The 16,015-nt window shown below is 36.4% G+C and carries 16 protein-coding genes; 14 read left to right on the forward strand and 2 right to left on the reverse strand.

Annotated elements, in window-relative coordinates; all coding sequences use genetic code 11:
* Positions 1-935: 935 nt before the first annotated feature.
* Positions 936-1,595: an SDR family NAD(P)-dependent oxidoreductase gene (locus MMB69_RS12220; RefSeq protein WP_221780054.1), complete on the reverse strand. Its 660-nt coding sequence runs from the start codon at positions 1,593-1,595 to the stop codon at positions 936-938.
* A 329-nt stretch (positions 1,596-1,924) separates the two neighbouring features.
* Between MMB69_RS12220 and MMB69_RS12225 the strand changes: the two genes are divergently transcribed.
* The 8 genes from MMB69_RS12225 to MMB69_RS12260 all read left to right on the forward strand — a co-directional run bounded on the left by MMB69_RS12225 (position 1,925) and on the right by MMB69_RS12260 (position 8,760).
* Positions 1,925-2,506 (forward strand): TetR/AcrR family transcriptional regulator, encoded by a 582-nt coding sequence (locus tag MMB69_RS12225; RefSeq protein ID WP_221783398.1) that lies wholly within the window; start codon positions 1,925-1,927, stop codon positions 2,504-2,506.
* A 370-nt stretch (positions 2,507-2,876) separates the two neighbouring features.
* On the forward strand, positions 2,877-3,515 hold the full coding sequence (locus tag MMB69_RS12230) for a hypothetical protein (protein WP_221812808.1): 639 nt from the start codon (positions 2,877-2,879) through the stop codon (positions 3,513-3,515).
* A 617-nt stretch (positions 3,516-4,132) separates the two neighbouring features.
* Positions 4,133-4,303: a hypothetical protein gene (locus MMB69_RS12235; RefSeq protein WP_157862161.1), complete on the forward strand. Its 171-nt coding sequence runs from the start codon at positions 4,133-4,135 to the stop codon at positions 4,301-4,303.
* A gap of 192 nt (positions 4,304-4,495) precedes the next feature.
* The gene (locus tag MMB69_RS12240) at positions 4,496-4,930 is read left to right on the forward strand and encodes a GNAT family N-acetyltransferase (protein WP_221783396.1); all 435 of its coding nucleotides are present in this window, start codon (positions 4,496-4,498) and stop codon (positions 4,928-4,930) included.
* 134 nt (positions 4,931-5,064) lie between these two features.
* On the forward strand, positions 5,065-5,640 hold the full coding sequence (locus MMB69_RS12245) for a GNAT family N-acetyltransferase (protein ID WP_221783394.1): 576 nt from the start codon (positions 5,065-5,067) through the stop codon (positions 5,638-5,640).
* A gap of 320 nt (positions 5,641-5,960) precedes the next feature.
* Positions 5,961-6,518: a class I SAM-dependent methyltransferase gene (locus MMB69_RS12250; protein ID WP_221783392.1), complete on the forward strand. Its 558-nt coding sequence runs from the start codon at positions 5,961-5,963 to the stop codon at positions 6,516-6,518.
* A gap of 56 nt (positions 6,519-6,574) precedes the next feature.
* Positions 6,575-7,261 carry a response regulator transcription factor gene (locus MMB69_RS12255; protein WP_277447788.1) on the forward strand — a complete coding sequence of 229 codons (687 nt, stop codon included), beginning with the start codon at positions 6,575-6,577 and terminating at the stop codon, positions 7,259-7,261.
* Positions 7,258-8,760: a sensor histidine kinase gene (locus MMB69_RS12260; RefSeq protein ID WP_277447789.1), complete on the forward strand. Its 1,503-nt coding sequence runs from the start codon at positions 7,258-7,260 to the stop codon at positions 8,758-8,760. The genes MMB69_RS12255 and MMB69_RS12260 overlap by 4 nt, the downstream gene beginning before the upstream one ends.
* Positions 8,761-8,881: 121 nt before the next feature.
* On the opposite strand, the gene MMB69_RS12265 is transcribed toward MMB69_RS12260, so the two are convergent.
* On the reverse strand, positions 8,882-10,477 hold the full coding sequence (locus tag MMB69_RS12265; RefSeq protein WP_346843251.1) for an alpha-amylase family glycosyl hydrolase: 1,596 nt from the start codon (positions 10,475-10,477) through the stop codon (positions 8,882-8,884).
* A gap of 393 nt (positions 10,478-10,870) precedes the next feature.
* Between MMB69_RS12265 and pxpA the strand changes: the two genes are divergently transcribed.
* The 6 genes from pxpA to accB are packed head-to-tail and all read left to right on the forward strand — an operon-like array spanning position 10,871 to position 15,988.
* Positions 10,871-11,632: a 5-oxoprolinase subunit PxpA gene (gene pxpA / locus MMB69_RS12270; protein ID WP_277447791.1), complete on the forward strand. Its 762-nt coding sequence runs from the start codon at positions 10,871-10,873 to the stop codon at positions 11,630-11,632.
* A 24-nt stretch (positions 11,633-11,656) separates the two neighbouring features.
* Complete coding sequence (locus tag MMB69_RS12275; RefSeq protein WP_277447792.1) at positions 11,657-12,895, forward strand: NRAMP family divalent metal transporter; 1,239 nt, start codon at positions 11,657-11,659, stop codon at positions 12,893-12,895.
* A gap of 52 nt (positions 12,896-12,947) precedes the next feature.
* Positions 12,948-13,739 (forward strand): putative hydro-lyase, encoded by a 792-nt coding sequence (locus MMB69_RS12280; RefSeq protein WP_277447793.1) that lies wholly within the window; start codon positions 12,948-12,950, stop codon positions 13,737-13,739.
* Between the two features lie 17 nt (positions 13,740-13,756).
* Positions 13,757-14,512 carry a 5-oxoprolinase subunit PxpB gene (gene pxpB, locus MMB69_RS12285; RefSeq protein ID WP_277447794.1) on the forward strand — a complete coding sequence of 252 codons (756 nt, stop codon included), beginning with the start codon at positions 13,757-13,759 and terminating at the stop codon, positions 14,510-14,512.
* Positions 14,509-15,504 (forward strand): 5-oxoprolinase subunit C family protein, encoded by a 996-nt coding sequence (locus tag MMB69_RS12290; RefSeq protein ID WP_277447795.1) that lies wholly within the window; start codon positions 14,509-14,511, stop codon positions 15,502-15,504. Before pxpB ends, MMB69_RS12290 begins: the two co-directional genes overlap by 4 nt.
* A 22-nt stretch (positions 15,505-15,526) precedes the next feature.
* The gene (gene accB, locus MMB69_RS12295; RefSeq protein WP_221783377.1) at positions 15,527-15,988 is read left to right on the forward strand and encodes an acetyl-CoA carboxylase biotin carboxyl carrier protein; all 462 of its coding nucleotides are present in this window, start codon (positions 15,527-15,529) and stop codon (positions 15,986-15,988) included.
* Positions 15,989-16,015 lie beyond the last annotated feature (27 nt).

Below are 16,015 nucleotides of genomic sequence, written 5' to 3' on the forward strand. Positions count from 1 at the left end.
GGCGCTCTTTCGAGCCTGTCATTGTCCATAAAGACGACAGTATCCGTCCAGTTATACAATGTTTCTGCTTTCCTGTCCCTTTTCAGAGTAACGGCTTTCGCTTTTTCTCGTATCCCATACCCTCTGCCACATCGTTTGACTTTGCAGTCATCCTACTGCTAGTGCAGATGACATAGGGCTTACCAAGTTTCACTTCCTTCAGATTCGATGGGGTTAGGTAGGTTCTTTACTCCGGGCAAGGTGCGGGACGCATCAGAATAGCCTTATGATTCTATTTTTCCTCTTGCCAAGACCCAAGCTAGTCTATGCATTATCTTGAGCTAATCTTGACGAAGCTTACAAACCTTCACTTTCGTTTACCATACCTATCATCTCCTAGCAGTATTCTGGACCATGCATTTGTCCTCTGTTTCCGCATTTCCTCATGCAACCGACAGACTCGTTACCAAGAATGCCGTTTCGGATGGAGATCATCTTTGCGTCTAGATGAGTAGCATTAGCTACACTGTAAGAAAGCGACTTCTTGTCGCACCATAAGTTTGATTATAGGAAGTAGACTTTTCAAGCTATTACCTTGTTATAAACGTTCGTAAAACTACATGTATTTTAAAGAACGTTCGTAAACTGTTTTCGAATTTAAACGAACGCTGAGAATAATAATTTTTTTATACAAACTAATCGTTCGTAAAGGTATTCTTTTGCGAACGATATATTAAATTCTATTACAAGACGTTAAAGTAATTATCATAGCAAATAAAATACATGTACGGACATATAAAAACGGATTAACCCCAACTCTACATGTAGAGTTGGGGTTAATCCACCCATTTCTGTTCCTGGATCAGCGTAGCCGTTTCTCACATCAAAAACGGCTACCTTTTTGGTGATCGATGCCAGATTTATACCCGAGATGATTGATTTTTAATCTACCCGATTCATACTTTATCTCCCGTAATAAATTCTTCGACTCGATCTCTTTTGGTGTACATGTCGTACCAAATGTCGGCGATTTTGTCTTGAACTCCCGAATTCGGCTGCATCCAGATTCCAATCGAAATGTGCCCTGCATAAATACCTTTGTCCTTTAATTCACTATTCAAATTGAAGATATAATTACGAAGACCGGAAACTGCAATTCCGACATTGCCCATCATTGGTACTGGATTGACTGCGGCTCCACCTGTCGTAAATAACAGAGCTCCACTTTGTTTATCCAACATATCCGGAAGCACTTCTCGAATGCTCGATATCGCACCTAAAACGTTGAATTGAAATTGGTATAGCGCATTTTCTTCTGTTACATCTAATGCGTTTGTTACTGTATCGATACTTGGAGTTGGACTGTATTCAACCACGTCAATAAATCCGTATTTCTCTTTGATCGTTGCGAAAGCTAAACTAATTTGGTCTTTATTTAATATATCAGCTTGAAATGATGCTGCTTCAATGCCTAATTGTTCTAGTTCAATAACCAGTTGATTCAACTTTTCTTCATTACGGGCTATAAGCGCTACACGAAATCCGTTTTTTCCGAACTTCTTCGCAATAGACATTCCTAATCCTGGTCCTGCCCCAACAATTACAATATTTTTCATAATATAATTCCCTCCATAACTTCTTAGCTAATTCTTTTTTCTAAGAGAGTTCATTTGTTACGATAGGTACTACTTTATTTATTAAGAACCAATCGCATTTTCAATCTTTTGGGTGTGATTCTGAATGATCACAACAATTTACTTGATCGAAAACCTTCCACAAAAACATGTGTTATTTAAGCAACGCGCGTTGTATAATTGATGATAAGATGAAAAAGAACTATTAACAACCACCAAAATGGCTAATATGTTGTTTACACAACACTTCTATTGAATTGTCGTTTTTAAACACCATTGTGTAGCCTAAAAAGGAGAAGAAAAAACTGATTATGCAAAAAAAAGATCCGAGAATACTTCGTACAAGACAATTGATTGTAGACTCTTTTATCTCGTTAGCTAGTGAAAAAGATTTCAACAATATAACGGTACGTGATATCACTGAAAAGGCTACTATTAACCGCGCTACATTTTATGCGCACTTTGACGATAAATTTGATTTATTACATTCCACTATCACGAATACTTTTACAGACAAATTGAAAAAAGGACTGAATGGTCACGGGGGATTCAATGAAGAAGTCATTGCAAATGTTTTTCTAGCCATGTGTGATCACCATAAAGAGTTAAGTGACTTATGTCCTAAAGGTTACAATTCTTTAGGAACTATTATAGAAAGTAAAATTAAAGAAGAGTTACAAAAGCTAATAGCTGATCTTGTGCTAAAAGGCACTAAAAATACTATTGTATTAGAGGACAAACAATTGGTAACGACCCTATCTACTATACTGAGTTGGAGTATATACGGAGCTACATACTCATGGAATAAGGATGGAAGACCTATTTCACCAGAAGAGCTAGTGACTAAGACCCTACCTATATTTAAAAATGGCATGAGTAAGTATTTCTTTTAATGAAACTTATGTTAAATATCAATTCTTTTTGGGGTTCAGTCTCCATATAGACTATATTTTACCGTACAAGCATATGAATAAAAGGTGCACTTTTTATACATTCTTTCACTAATCGCTTACTGAAAAAACGTTGGTCTATCAAGGATGTATAAAAAGCTGCATACTCCGGAAAAAGAACCCTCGGCGGAACCGTTCTGCGACAAGGGTTCTTTTTTGTGTTGTCTTCCGGAAATAGTGATTATGTTAACTAGAAATGTATAGAATATTCAAGTTTTCTAACTCAGTTTTGATATATAATTAAAAGAGAATAAACCTGTCATTTAGTCTATTTAGATGGCGAAATATAAAGCTTGTAAAGGGAAATGTAGAGATGATTGCAAATAATAAATGGTTTTTAGCTAAATATGAACCTGTATCCAACGTGGGGGCTTATAAGTGGGACTACAAATTTGATAATAACATTGAGGCAATGCGACTAATAAATAGATATCTAATTAACAAAAATAAGCTATTCTCGTTTTTGAATAATAAAGGTCACTATTTTTATATTTTGAAGCCTATTGAGGGCCACAGTAAAATACAAAAACTGTTATGCGAAAGAAACCTTCAAAAGAAGGGATTTAAAGAGTTAAACTATTCTTATGTGAAAGACGAAAAGGATTACACACCTTTTGTATCAGAAGAGATTCGAACTATTAAATACTTTTATAAAAACTTAACTAAGTATGATGAGGAACAATTCACTCTTGATCTATTTAACGAAAGTTCGGATACAGTTATTTTATTTTCTGAAGAAGATATTTCTAATAATTTAATGGTCAATTATTTAAAAAATGAGGAATTACAACTTTGGAGAAATAAAGAAGCAGATGGAATACTTAATTTTTTAAGCGAGAAAAGGATAGGCTTAGTATATAAACATGGCTATTTTTTTCATGAAGAAGCTACTGTACGACCAGAATTAGAAGAAATGGTATTTATATGTTACGTTCCTTGGAGGTTAACTTAATTAATAAAAGTAAAAGCTGAAAGACCAACTATTGGGCTCTTTCAGCTTTTTGGTTCCTGTAATATGGATTATGGTAACTAAAAATGCACGGTATATACACTAATAAATTACCTCTAAATACCTTTTATGGTAAAATTAATTAGAAAGGAAGAGAAATAATAAAGCAATATTATCTAGTTTATATAACTTCTAATGTTGTTTAGGAAAGAGGAAATAAACTTGTTTAAAAGCTTGTCATCTGTTACATACCTTTTTTTATTTATATTTTTTACATTTCTTTTTTTGCACGAATTTCTTTTTATGCCATTTATATTTAATTTTTCAATTTTAGAATATATACATCTAGAGTGGCTAGGGTTTTGGTCCATGTTTTTAGCGATAACTTTTCTTGGATTATTCCTACGAAAAGCTTACAACTTAAACACCAAAAAGACTTTGCTAATAATAGGAGGCTCAATTTTATTAGTATTTGTGATTCTTTTAATTTTACTGTTATCAGTAGCCGGACAGTTATAAAAAGTTGCTTACAACATTAAAAATATGTATAGAATACATGATTTCTAGATTAGTAATTATTTTAACTGGAATTTTATTTCCTGATGGAGGAGTGGATTAGTATGTCTGATAAAGAGAAAGAGGAATCGGAAATTGAAAAGCCTAGCCTAGATAGAGCAGGGATAAGATCTTATATGGGTAACCCAGAGAAATTCGAGTTCTCGCTTTATGGAGTCTTAATGGCCTGTGTGCCTTTAATTATAGTCGGAATTTTTATTTGGTATAACTGGTAAAGAGCTTGGATCAATTGATCCAAGCTCTTTATTGCTGCCCATAAAAAAACATTATGTAAACTGATTTTGTATATTCTATTCACTTTTCACATTGGAATTTATTAAAAAAAAAGAGAAAGAACAACATAACATTTTCTTCCTGTGATAGCATCAATTTAAGTGAATTCATAAATAAATTAGGGAGAGATCACAATGACAATTCGTTTAGTGAAAGGATCAGATTATTATATAATATCTCCGTTAATTAACGATTGGTGGAATGGAAGACAAATGTCTGACTTGTTGCCAAAGCTTTTTTTTGATCATTTTAAAAATACTAGCTTTATTGTTGAAGAAGAAGGTAAAATCATAGGTTTTTTAATTGGATTCTTATCTCAATCCTACTCGAATGAAGCATATATTCACTTTGTTGGAATCGATCCGGAGTACAGGGGAAAAGGTATTGGGAAACAATTATATAATCAATTTTTCGATGTAATTAAACAAAATGGCCGCAATATTGTTCGCTGTGTGACTTCTCCTGTGAATAAAGCTTCAATTGCTTATCATACTAAAATGGGTTTTGAAATTGAACAGGGGAATAAACCAAATCAAGATAAGATTCTATTTGTAAAGTACTTGAATTAATTCAAGTACTTTTTCTACGGATAACTGTGACTATGTAAACTAGCAATGCACATCATATATATGCTTTCTTTGCATTTTTTTATTAATAATATAGACTTATTTTAATAAATGAAGAAAAGTTGGGGAGTGTTTAAGTGAATCCACTGTTATTAGATTTCCCTACGAAGTTTTATACTGAAAGGCTCTTTATAAGACTGCCTCTTCCTGGGGATGGAAAAGTTGTATCTCAAGCAATAAATGAATCTATTGAAGAATTAAAACCATGGCTGCCTTTTGCTAAAAATAAGCAAACCGTAGAAGAAGCAGAAATAAGTATTCGAAAATCTCATACAGAGTTTTTACAAAGAGAAGACTTAAGGCTTTTAATTTTTCTCAAAGAGACGGGTGACTTCGTTGGATCTTCTGGTTTACATCGTATAAATTGGAATGTTCCTAAATTTGAAATTGGTTACTGGATTAATTCTCGCTTTAGTAAGAAAGGATACATGACTGAAGCTGTTGAAGGAATTATGAATTTTGCTCTAAAAGAATTAGGGGCCAAAAGGTTAGAAATTAAATGTGACTCAAGTAATATTAAAAGTCGTGCTATACCTGAAAGACTAGGGTTTAGGCTAGAAGGTATTTTAGAAAATGATGATGTATCAGCTACTGGGTTAGACTTGAGAGACACCTGTATTTATGCAAAGGTTCTAAAACCTAATCAGATTTAATGTATACAGTTTTAAAGGTAAGCTTAATAAGCCTCTACTTCTAGAAGAGGCTTTATTTTTATATTTAGATTTCCGATAAAATGTTTTATGTTAACAGTTATAAAATCAAAAAAGGGGTACCGTTAGTTCTTAAAAGAAAAGAGCCAATGGTATCCCGTTCTTAAGAACAGCATATCACGCTTATTTTTAGATTCTTTATAAAAGTTATCTTTTCATAAGTATTTCTTAAGAATTGTTAAGGTTTTTCCTCGTATCGTATTAAGATTTTAGCATTAAACTACTGTTTATAACCTATCACCTGAAGAAACGAGGAGAAATAGATGAATGCCATGCATTTCATTCAAGAATATATGAGACACCCGCGTGCAGTTGGAGCTATTATGCCGAGCTCTAAATCATTAGCTAAGAAAATGATGAAGCCTATACCATTTGAGGAAATAACGTGTATCATTGAATATGGTCCAGGAACAGGCGTATTTACAGAAGAAATTGTTCAAAATAAACGGAAAGACACCATTTTCTTAGCGATAGAAGCCAATGAAACATTCTATAACATATTAGAGAAGAAATATGGACATATCGAGAATGTGTACATTATTCATGACTCTGCTGAGAATATAAGTGACTATTTAAAACAATATGGCATTGAAAAAGTAGACTATATCGTATCTGGATTGCCTTTTACAAGCTTACCTGGAACTATTTCTACACAGATTTTAAATGAGACAGGATCTTTGCTGGGACCAGAAGGCAAATTCATTACATTCCAATATTCGAAAGTAAAACGCTCTTTCTTTGAATCCTTTTTTACTACGATTCAGTATGAAAAAGTGTATAGAAATGTTCCACCAGCTTATGTATTCGTATGTAATAACTAATCCTACTCCTGTTCTCTAGTTTATATTGAATTTAAGAATAGAAAGAGTGAAGAAACATGTCAGAAAGAACCATCCTTATTGTGGACGATGAAGACGAAATCAGAAATCTTATGTCCATTTATTTAAAAAATGAAGGATATCAAGTAGTAGATGTACCGGATGCTGCAACAGCTATGGATATGTTAAAAAAACAAAAAATTGACCTGATTATTCTAGATGTGATGATGCCAGGGATGAATGGGATAGATACTTGCTTGAAAATCAGAGAAGAATATACCATGCCCATTATTTTTTTATCAGCTAAATCAGAAGACATGGATAAAATTCATGGTCTGGCCAGTGGAGCAGAAGACTATGTTACAAAGCCCTTTAACCCATTAGAACTGATGGCGCGTGTAAAATCTCAACTTCGTCGATACTATATGCCCCCTGAAAGAGAGGTTTCTTCCAACTTCTTAGAAAAGGGAGACTTAAAAGTAGATGGAAGAACAAATGAAGTGTTTGTAAGAGATCGGGAGGTGCGTCTAACTCCTAAAGAATTTCAAATTCTCTCTTTGTTACTTCAGCATCAAGGACAAGTATTTAGTATTCAACAGATTTATGAAACTGTATGGAAAGAACCCTTTTATAAGTCGGATAATACGATTATGGTCCATATGACAAAAATCAGAGACAAGATAGAAGAGAATCCTAAAAAACCAATCTATATTCAGACAGTATGGGGCGTAGGCTATAAAGCATGAAAACAAAAAATAATGCAGATAAGATTGGACGCCCATCAGTCAATTTGAACACAAAGTTATTCCTTATCTTTATTCTCTCCTTGGTCATATCTATTTTTAGCTTTTTTCTTTTTATCTTTATCAATCCTCAATTTGGGGATATTCGTAACCAACAAATAGAGCAACAAAAAGAGGAAGAGACCATTAGAAAGCTCCTTGCCCAACTCACTCATTCCTTGGAAGAGAAGCGCATGAGCTTAGATGATATAGATAACATTGCTTCAATGCTAAATCCTATAACGGATGCTCATCCTAATTTAGGGTTCTTAGTAGCAAATGCCAAAGGAGACGTTCTTTTTCATTCAAATAACAAAAAAATAAAAAGTACCAATATAAAGTATTTACTCAAACAAAAGCTTGCAGCTGAATCTACGGGTAATCAATCATTTAATGCACATTATTCTTCTTTTATATCGCTCCTTTCACTTCAAGATGATATCGGATACCTCATTATTGAGGGACCTTCTTTTGATCCTATTTTCAGTCCGAATAGATATATTTATCAAGTCTATATGGGACTTGGAGGTAGTGTGCTCATCTTTTTTGTCTTGTTTTTATTATGGACAAGGCCTATTACACGGTACATTAAGCAGATTGAAGAAGGAATCAACAGGATTGTGAACAAAGATTGGACGTATTCCATTCCCGTGAAAGGTAAAAATGAACTGTCATTCTTAGCTAAAAACATCAATTGGATGACACAACAAATGCGGAAAAGGTTTGAAAAAGAACGTAAAGTTGAACAAGCAAAAAATGAATTAATTACGAATCTCTCGCATGATTTACGAACTCCACTGACCTCCATTATTGGATATCTGACACTCGTGAAAGATAAACAGTATAAAAATAGTGAGGAGCTGGAAAGATACATTCAGACTACCTACGGCATTTCATTCAAATTGAAAAATTTATTGGATGAACTATTCGAATATACAAAGTTGTCTTTACCTGACGTAGACATGCAATTTCAAGAAGTTGACTTAGGTGGAGTCCTATATCAGCTTGTAGGAGAGTATACCCCTATGTTTGAAAATCGTGGGCTTTCCGTAAAAGTAGAGATTCCTGATAAGGCTGTTTTTATCTCCATAGATATTGAGAAAATGATTCGCGTTTTCGATAATTTACTTTCGAATGCTGAAAAATACAGTCATGAAAGTGGAGATATTGAGATAGTCCTCTATACTAACGAAAAACAAGTCATTGCACGTATTTCTAATACAACTGATCAAATTGCTTCTGAGGAATTAAGCCATCTGTTTGATAAGTTTTATCGAATGGATAAAGCACGTTCTAGCGAAGTGGCAGGATCGGGCATTGGTCTTTCCATTGCCAAACGAATTGTTGAACTTCATCAAGGAGAAATATGGGCAGAAAGTGAGAAAGAAAAGATAACGATGTATGTTGCGTTGCCTTTTCCTCATGATAAAGAAAAGAAAGAGATTATTTATGAAGATTTATGAACTAATTAGATTAGCAGTAGAAATTATGTTTACACTAATTTCTGATGATGTTCTCATGCTAACTTTTTATGAAAAAACACCTTCAAGTGATTACCAGGTAATCACTTGAAGGTGTTTTCTATTATTTTATCAAAACCGTTGTATTCGCCGGAATCACAAGCTGATTTTTGACTTTCTTAGCACCTTTTTCACTAGCAAAAATCAATTTACCTTTCGCTGCTACAGATACTTTTACAGGTTGATTTGAAATATTGTGATACACACTAATGGAGTTGCCTTTATATGTGCGGCTATAAGCAACAACTTCTTTACTGTCTACTGAAATAGATTGAAGCGTTCCTTTTACTAACTCTTCATGCTGCTGGCGCACGCGAATCATTTCACGGTAATGATTTAACAAAGAGTCCTTTTGTTTGGTTTGTGCTTCTACAGACACACCGTTGCCGCCTTTATTGTATACAGGTGTTTCCCAGCTAGTTTGTCCAAGTCCGTTTCCTTCGTACCAGCGGAACGGTTCACGGATTAACTCATCAGGCTTTTCACCAGTCATGCCAATTTCTTCACCGTAATAAATATACGGATTTCCAGGAAGCGTAAGTAATATAGAAGCAGCTGATTTTGCTTTGTTCACATCGCCGCTCAGCTCACTCATGACGCGGTTTTGGTCATGGTTGGTTAAGAAAATGCCGTCAATTTTATTTGGATTGTATGATTTAAAAAGCTCATCCGTTGCCGCTGCTGCAGTGGCAATTCCTTGATCATTTCCTGCTTTTACAGAGTTGACAATTTTCCCTGCTAAATCAAAGTTAAATAAAGAATCAAGCGATTGATAGTAAGGGGCTACTACTTCCGGCTGATCCCATACTTCACCCGTTAGATATACGTTAGGGTTTTCTTTTTTCATTGCATCTCTAAACTCATTCCACCACAGGAGATTTTTCTTAGCGCCTTCAGGTGTTTGACCTTTAAAGATATGGAGGGCAGCATCTAAGCGGAACCCGTCAACGCCTTGCTTTAGCCAAAACTTTCCGACGTTAATCATTTCTTTTCTTACTTCAGGGTTATCGTAATTTAAGTCAGGCATTCCTTCCCAGAACGTTCCGTAAAAATACTCTCCGTTTGGAGCTTTATGCCATACTTGTTGTCCCCAAGATCCTTTTTCATTCAAGTCGGTATTTTTATCAGCCCAAATATAGTAATCTCTGTACTTGCTGTTTTTATCTTTCAACGCAGCTTGAAACCAAGGGTGTTCGCTGCTCGTATGATTCACAACAAGGTCCATAATGACTTTGACGTCTCGTTTGTCTGCTTCTTTCATCAGCTTGCGAAAATCTTGCAGATTTCCGTACTGCGGATCAATGTTATAATAGTCCGTTACATCATATTTATGATAGCTAGGAGAAGGGTTGACTGGCATCATCCAAATCCCGTTTACTTGAAGATCATTCTTTGTATGAGAATTTCCGTCATTTAAATAGTCCAGCTTTTGTGTAAGACCTTTTAAATCACCATGTCCATCTTTATTTGCATCGTAAAAAGAGTTTACATACACCTCATAAAAGACACCGTTTTTATCTGCTGTTGGAGCTTTACCTTTATGTACGGTTTCGGCGTGAACACCTGTTGATAAGCTAGCAGCCAGCGGCAGTGTTAGAGCTAAAGCTGTCCATTTTTTACCTTTCATCGTTTCATCCCCTTTTTTTGCAATCGTTTGCATAAATTGACTACAATTGAAATATAGCACCTATTTGAAAACGATTACAACGAAAATTTCATTTTGATTATTTTGAACTAGTAATTTTTCTGACAACCTGTTTGTTTACTGCGTCTAATGACATTGAGCGGCTGCGTTATATTAAGGCAATAGATAGAAGATAGCAATAAAATAAGGGATTATTATCCAAGTGAAAATAATGACTATGTCAAATATTCTGACAATGTTGTTGTTCAATTCATCATCTCGTGCTAAAATCCAAATATAACTGAAAAACGGTACTGTGGTTCCGAAAAACGGAACTTAAAGTATTGATGCAGATAATAAAGATTGAATTTTATTTACTATCTGCAAATGATTACGCTTACATTAAAGGGGTTAAGGGGGAAGAATGCATTGAGTAAAGTAGATTTAAACTGTGATTTAGGGGAAAGCTTTGGTGCTTATCGTATTGGCAATGATGAATCCATTTTAGAGCACGTGACGTCTGTGAACGTAGCCTGTGGATTTCATGCAGGGGATCCGAGCGTCATGAGAAAAACGGTAAAATTGGCCGCTGAAAAAAAAGTGCAAATTGGGGCTCATCCTGGTCTGCAGGACCTTATTGGTTTTGGTCGCAGAAACATGAATATTTCACCTCAGGAAGCCTACGATATTGTGGTCTATCAAATTGGGGCATTAAACGGTTTTTTGCAAGCAGAAGGGCTATCGATGCAGCATGTAAAACCTCACGGTGCACTATATAACATGGCTGCTAAAAACAAAGCGTTGTCTGAAGCAATAGCAAAAGCTGTTTACAACGTAAATCCTGAGCTGATTTTGTTTGGGTTATCTGGAAGTGAGCTGATTCAAGCAGGTAACAAAATTGGTTTAAAAACGGCTAACGAAGTATTTGCAGACCGTACCTATCAGTTAGACGGTTCTCTCACTGCTCGCACAGAACCAAATGCTTTAATTGAAAATGATGACGAAGCTGTTTCTCAAGTTATTACAATGGTGAAAGAAGGGAAGGTAAAATCTCAGCAGGGCAAGGATGTAGAATTGCAGGCAGATACGATTTGCATCCATGGAGACGGAGCTCACGCACTTGAATTTGCCCGTCATGTCAACCGTTCTTTACGAGCATCAGAAGTGGTAGTTAAGGCTATTTCAAAATAAAAACTACATATAATCAGGAGGAAGATGATATTGGAGCCAATTAAAAAATCAACACCTCAGCAAAAGCTTTCGGCTGCGCCTAAAGTAAACTGGACGTTAATGCTTGGAGCCGCTTTTTTAATGGCCACATCGGCTATTGGACCAGGATTTTTAACTCAAACTACCGTATTTACACAAAATTTAGCTGCAAGCTTCGGATTCGTTATTTTAATTTCAATTATTCTTGATATCTTTGCTCAAACCAACGTATGGAGAATTATTGCCGTTTCTGAAAAACGAGGACAAGAAATCGCCAACATGGTATTTCCGGGATTAGGGTACGTGCTCGCTATTTTAATTGTTATTGGCGGACTTGCTTTCAATATTGGAAATATTGCCGGTGCCGGGCTTGGATTAAATGCGATTACGGGTATTTCTCCAACAGCCGGAGCTGCAATTAGTGCAGTTATTGCCGTGCTAATCTTTGTTGTAAAAGAAGCGGGAAAAGCAATGGATCGCTTCACGCAAATTGCAGGTTTTATCATGATTGGGCTGATGCTATATGTAGCTGCTACCACTTCACCTCCCGTTGGAGAAGCTGTAGTGAAAACTTTTGCTCCTGACAAAATTGACATTATTGCAATCGTTACGCTTGTTGGAGGAACAGTCGGTGGTTATATCACCTTTGCTGGTGGACATCGTCTTTTAGATGCCGGCGTAAAAGGTATCGATTCTTTACCTCAAGTAACCAAAAGTTCTGTAACAGGAATTCTCATCACTTCTGTTATGCGAATCGCTTTGTTTTTAGCTGTACTTGGCGTTGTGTCTAAAGGTTTACAAATTGATCCAGCCAATCCTCCGGCATCCGTGTTTCAGCTCGCAGCAGGAAACGTCGGTTATAAAATCTTTGGTATTGTTATGTGGTCTGCCGCTATTACATCTGTGGTAGGAGCTGCTTATACATCTGTTTCCTTTATTCAAACGTTTAGTGAAAAACTTAATAAAAACTCAAACTGGATTATTATTGGATTTATTATTATTTCAACTCTATCGTTTGTCTTAATTGGAAAACCTGTAAAAGTTCTTCTTTTAGTTGGAGCAATCAATGGATTAATTCTGCCGATCGCTCTTGGGACGTTACTGGTTGCTGCATACAAAAAAAGCATCGTTGGCGAGTATAAACACCCTTTATGGCTTACCATTTCTGGTGTGCTTGTCGTTATTGTAATGGCTTTAATGGGTGGCTATACGTTAATGGATCAACTTCCTCAATTATTTAAATAAAACAATGTGCCCGCACGTAAGTTGCGTGCGGGCAATGATGGGAGATGGAAACATGATAACCCTTTCACAACTAACTCCAGCTGAACTTCGTCAGCAAATCCGTAACAATCAGCTTATTCAACCAACAGCAGGCATGGCAAACGGCTATGCTCAAGCTAATTTAGCTATTTTACCAAAGCAACAAGCTTTTGACTTTCTATTGTTCTGTCAGCGTAACCCTAAATCGTGTCCTCTTTTAGATGTCACAGACGCTGGATCCCCGATACCAAAATTTGCAGCTCCATCTGGAGATATTCGTACAGACATTCCAAAGTATCGAATCTATGAAAATGGGGAACTAGTAAAAGAAGTAACCGATATCACAGATTACTGGACAGAAAATATGGTTGCTTTTCTTATTGGCTGCAGCTTTACATTTGAGCACGCGCTTTTAAACAACGATATACCTGTTCGTCACATTGAAGAAAATTGTAATGTTCCTATGTATAAAACAAATATTTCATGCGCTGAAGCAGGAATATTTCACGGCTCAACGGTGGTTAGTATGCGTCCAATTCCTCAGCAAGATGTAGTACGGGCAGCCCAAGTAACTTCACGTTTTCCAGCTGTGCACGGAGGACCTATTCACATTGGAAATCCCGCTGCAATAGGGATCCAAGACCTTCACTCTCCGGATTTTGGTGATGCTGTTTCGATTAAGGAAGGGGAAGTGCCCGTATTTTGGGCTTGTGGTGTAACTCCTCAAGCAGTAGCAATGGAAACAAAACCTTCTATTATGATTACACATGCTCCGGGGCATATGTTTATCACAGATATTCGAGATGAAAAACTAGGTGTTTTATAAAAGAAAGAGGTGTAGATATGAATCAAACTGCAACAAAAGCATCGGCTGTTATTTCTCCGCTTGGTGATTCAGCGCTTGTAATAACGTTTGGAGATAGTATTCAGTACGACATTCATAAACAAATTAAAACGTGTAAAGATTCGATAGAATTAAACCCTTTCCCTGGATTTGTTGAGTGCGTGCCGGCATTTACAAATCTTACAATTTTCTATAACCCTCTTGAAGTTGTAGCAGCCGTGGAAAAAAAGCAGAAGAAGGAATTTGTTTCTCCTTTTGAAGTAGTGTCTTCTATCATTCAACGTAAACTAGAAAACGAACAGACAGAAAAAGAGTTAAACCATCGTACGGTCTCCATTCCAGTTTGCTACGGAGGAGAGTATGGACCTGACCTTGAATATGTCGCTCGTCACCATAACTTAACACCTGAAGAGGTAATAAGTATTCATTCTGAAGGCGAATACTTAGCGTACATGATTGGATTTGCTCCTGGATTTCCATTTCTCGGAGGGTTATCTGAAAAGATTGCTACTCCTCGCCGGTCGTCTCCTCGCACCTCTATTCCTGCCGGCTCGGTTGGTATTGCGGGAATGCAAACAGGAGTGTACCCTATTTCCACTCCCGGAGGATGGCAGTTAATTGGTCAAACGCCCGTTAAATTGTTTTTGCCGGAGCAAAATCCTCCAAGTTTGCTGCAGGCTGGAGATATTGTGAAATTCGAACCTATCTCTAAAGAAGAGTATCAAGAAATGAAAGCAAAGGAGGAGGGGAAATGAGTATGCGAGTAAGTAAAGCCGGCTTATTAACGAGCATTCAAGATTTAGGAAGAAGAGGATTTCAGCAGCACGGTGTGATTGTAAGCGGAGCAATGGACTCTTATTCCCTCCGAATTGCTAATTTACTAGTTGGTAACGATGAAAAAGAAGCGGGACTTGAAGTTACGCTAATGGGGCCTACCCTTGAAATAGAAAGCGATTGTTTAGTAGCGATCACAGGGGGAGATTTAACTCCTTCGGTCAACGGAAAGCCAGTACCTATGTGGAAACCTTTATTTATTCCAAAAGGAAGCACTTTAGCATTTGGTCCTTGTAGAACCGGTTGTCGTTCCTATCTATCTGTAGCTGGAGGATTTTCTATTGATGAAGTGTTAAATAGTAAAAGCACGTATTTGAGAGGCGAAATTGGTGGCTATAAAGGAAGAGCATTACAAACAGAGGACGTTTTACCTCTATCTGTTCCTGCTGCTTCAAAGCCTGCTTTTCTTTCAAATGAACTGATAAACGGAGTATATACTTCTTCATGGTCCGTAAATTATAAAGAATTTGTTCATTTTACAAAGAAACCAAGTGTCCGTGTTATGAATGGCAGTCAATTTGATTTATTTACAGCGGAAAGCAAAAGTCATTTTATGAAAGAGCCCTTTAAAGTATCAAATCAATCAGATCGAATGGGCTATCGAATAGATGGACCTTCTCTTCAGCTTCAAGAAAAAAAAGAGCTATTGTCTGAAGCCGTCTCACAAGGTTCTGTTCAAGTCCCGCCAGATGGAAATCCCATTATCCTGTTAGCAGACCGTCAAACTACAGGAGGATATCCTAAAATCGCTCAAGTCATCACAGCAGATTTACCGCTTTTAGCTCAAGTAAAACCTGGAGAATCCATTTACTTTTCTCATATTTCGCTTCATGAAGCAGAAAAAATCTATTTAGAAAAAGAACAGCTGCTTCAAGAATTGAAGATTGCTATTAACCTTGCGTCAACTAAATAACACAAAACGGGAGTGACAAGAAATGATAAACGTACGTGAATTGCAAGAAGTTGTTTCATTAATGAATGAATCTGGTATTCAAAAGCTCCATATTGAACACGAAGGAACAAAAGTTGTCATTGATAAAGCAGGAATTCCTTTAGAAGACACAGCTGTTACAGAAGTAAAAACAGTGGAAGTAAAAGCCGCTGCCGCTGAGCAAGCGCCTCAAGATTCTATGTCTGTAAACGCAGCAGAGAATCTTGAAAAGCAAATTTTATCACCAATGGTTGGAACCTTTTACGCTAAGCCAGAAGCAGATGCCGATCCTTTTGTTCAAGTAGGACAAACAATTGAACGTAAAGATGTTGTATGTGTAATTGAAGCGATGAAGCTGTTTAACGAAGTAGATGCAGGAATGGAAGGAGAAGTGCTTGAAATTCTTGTGAAGGACGGAGATGTTGTTGAGTTTGGACAGCCTCTATTTACCGTAAAATCATACTAAAGTATACATACTGTCAGGAGGAGCCAC

Origin of the sequence: Priestia sp. P5 (assembly GCF_029522155.1) — a bacterium.
Lineage (GTDB): Bacteria > Bacillota > Bacilli > Bacillales > Bacillaceae_H > Priestia > Priestia megaterium_E.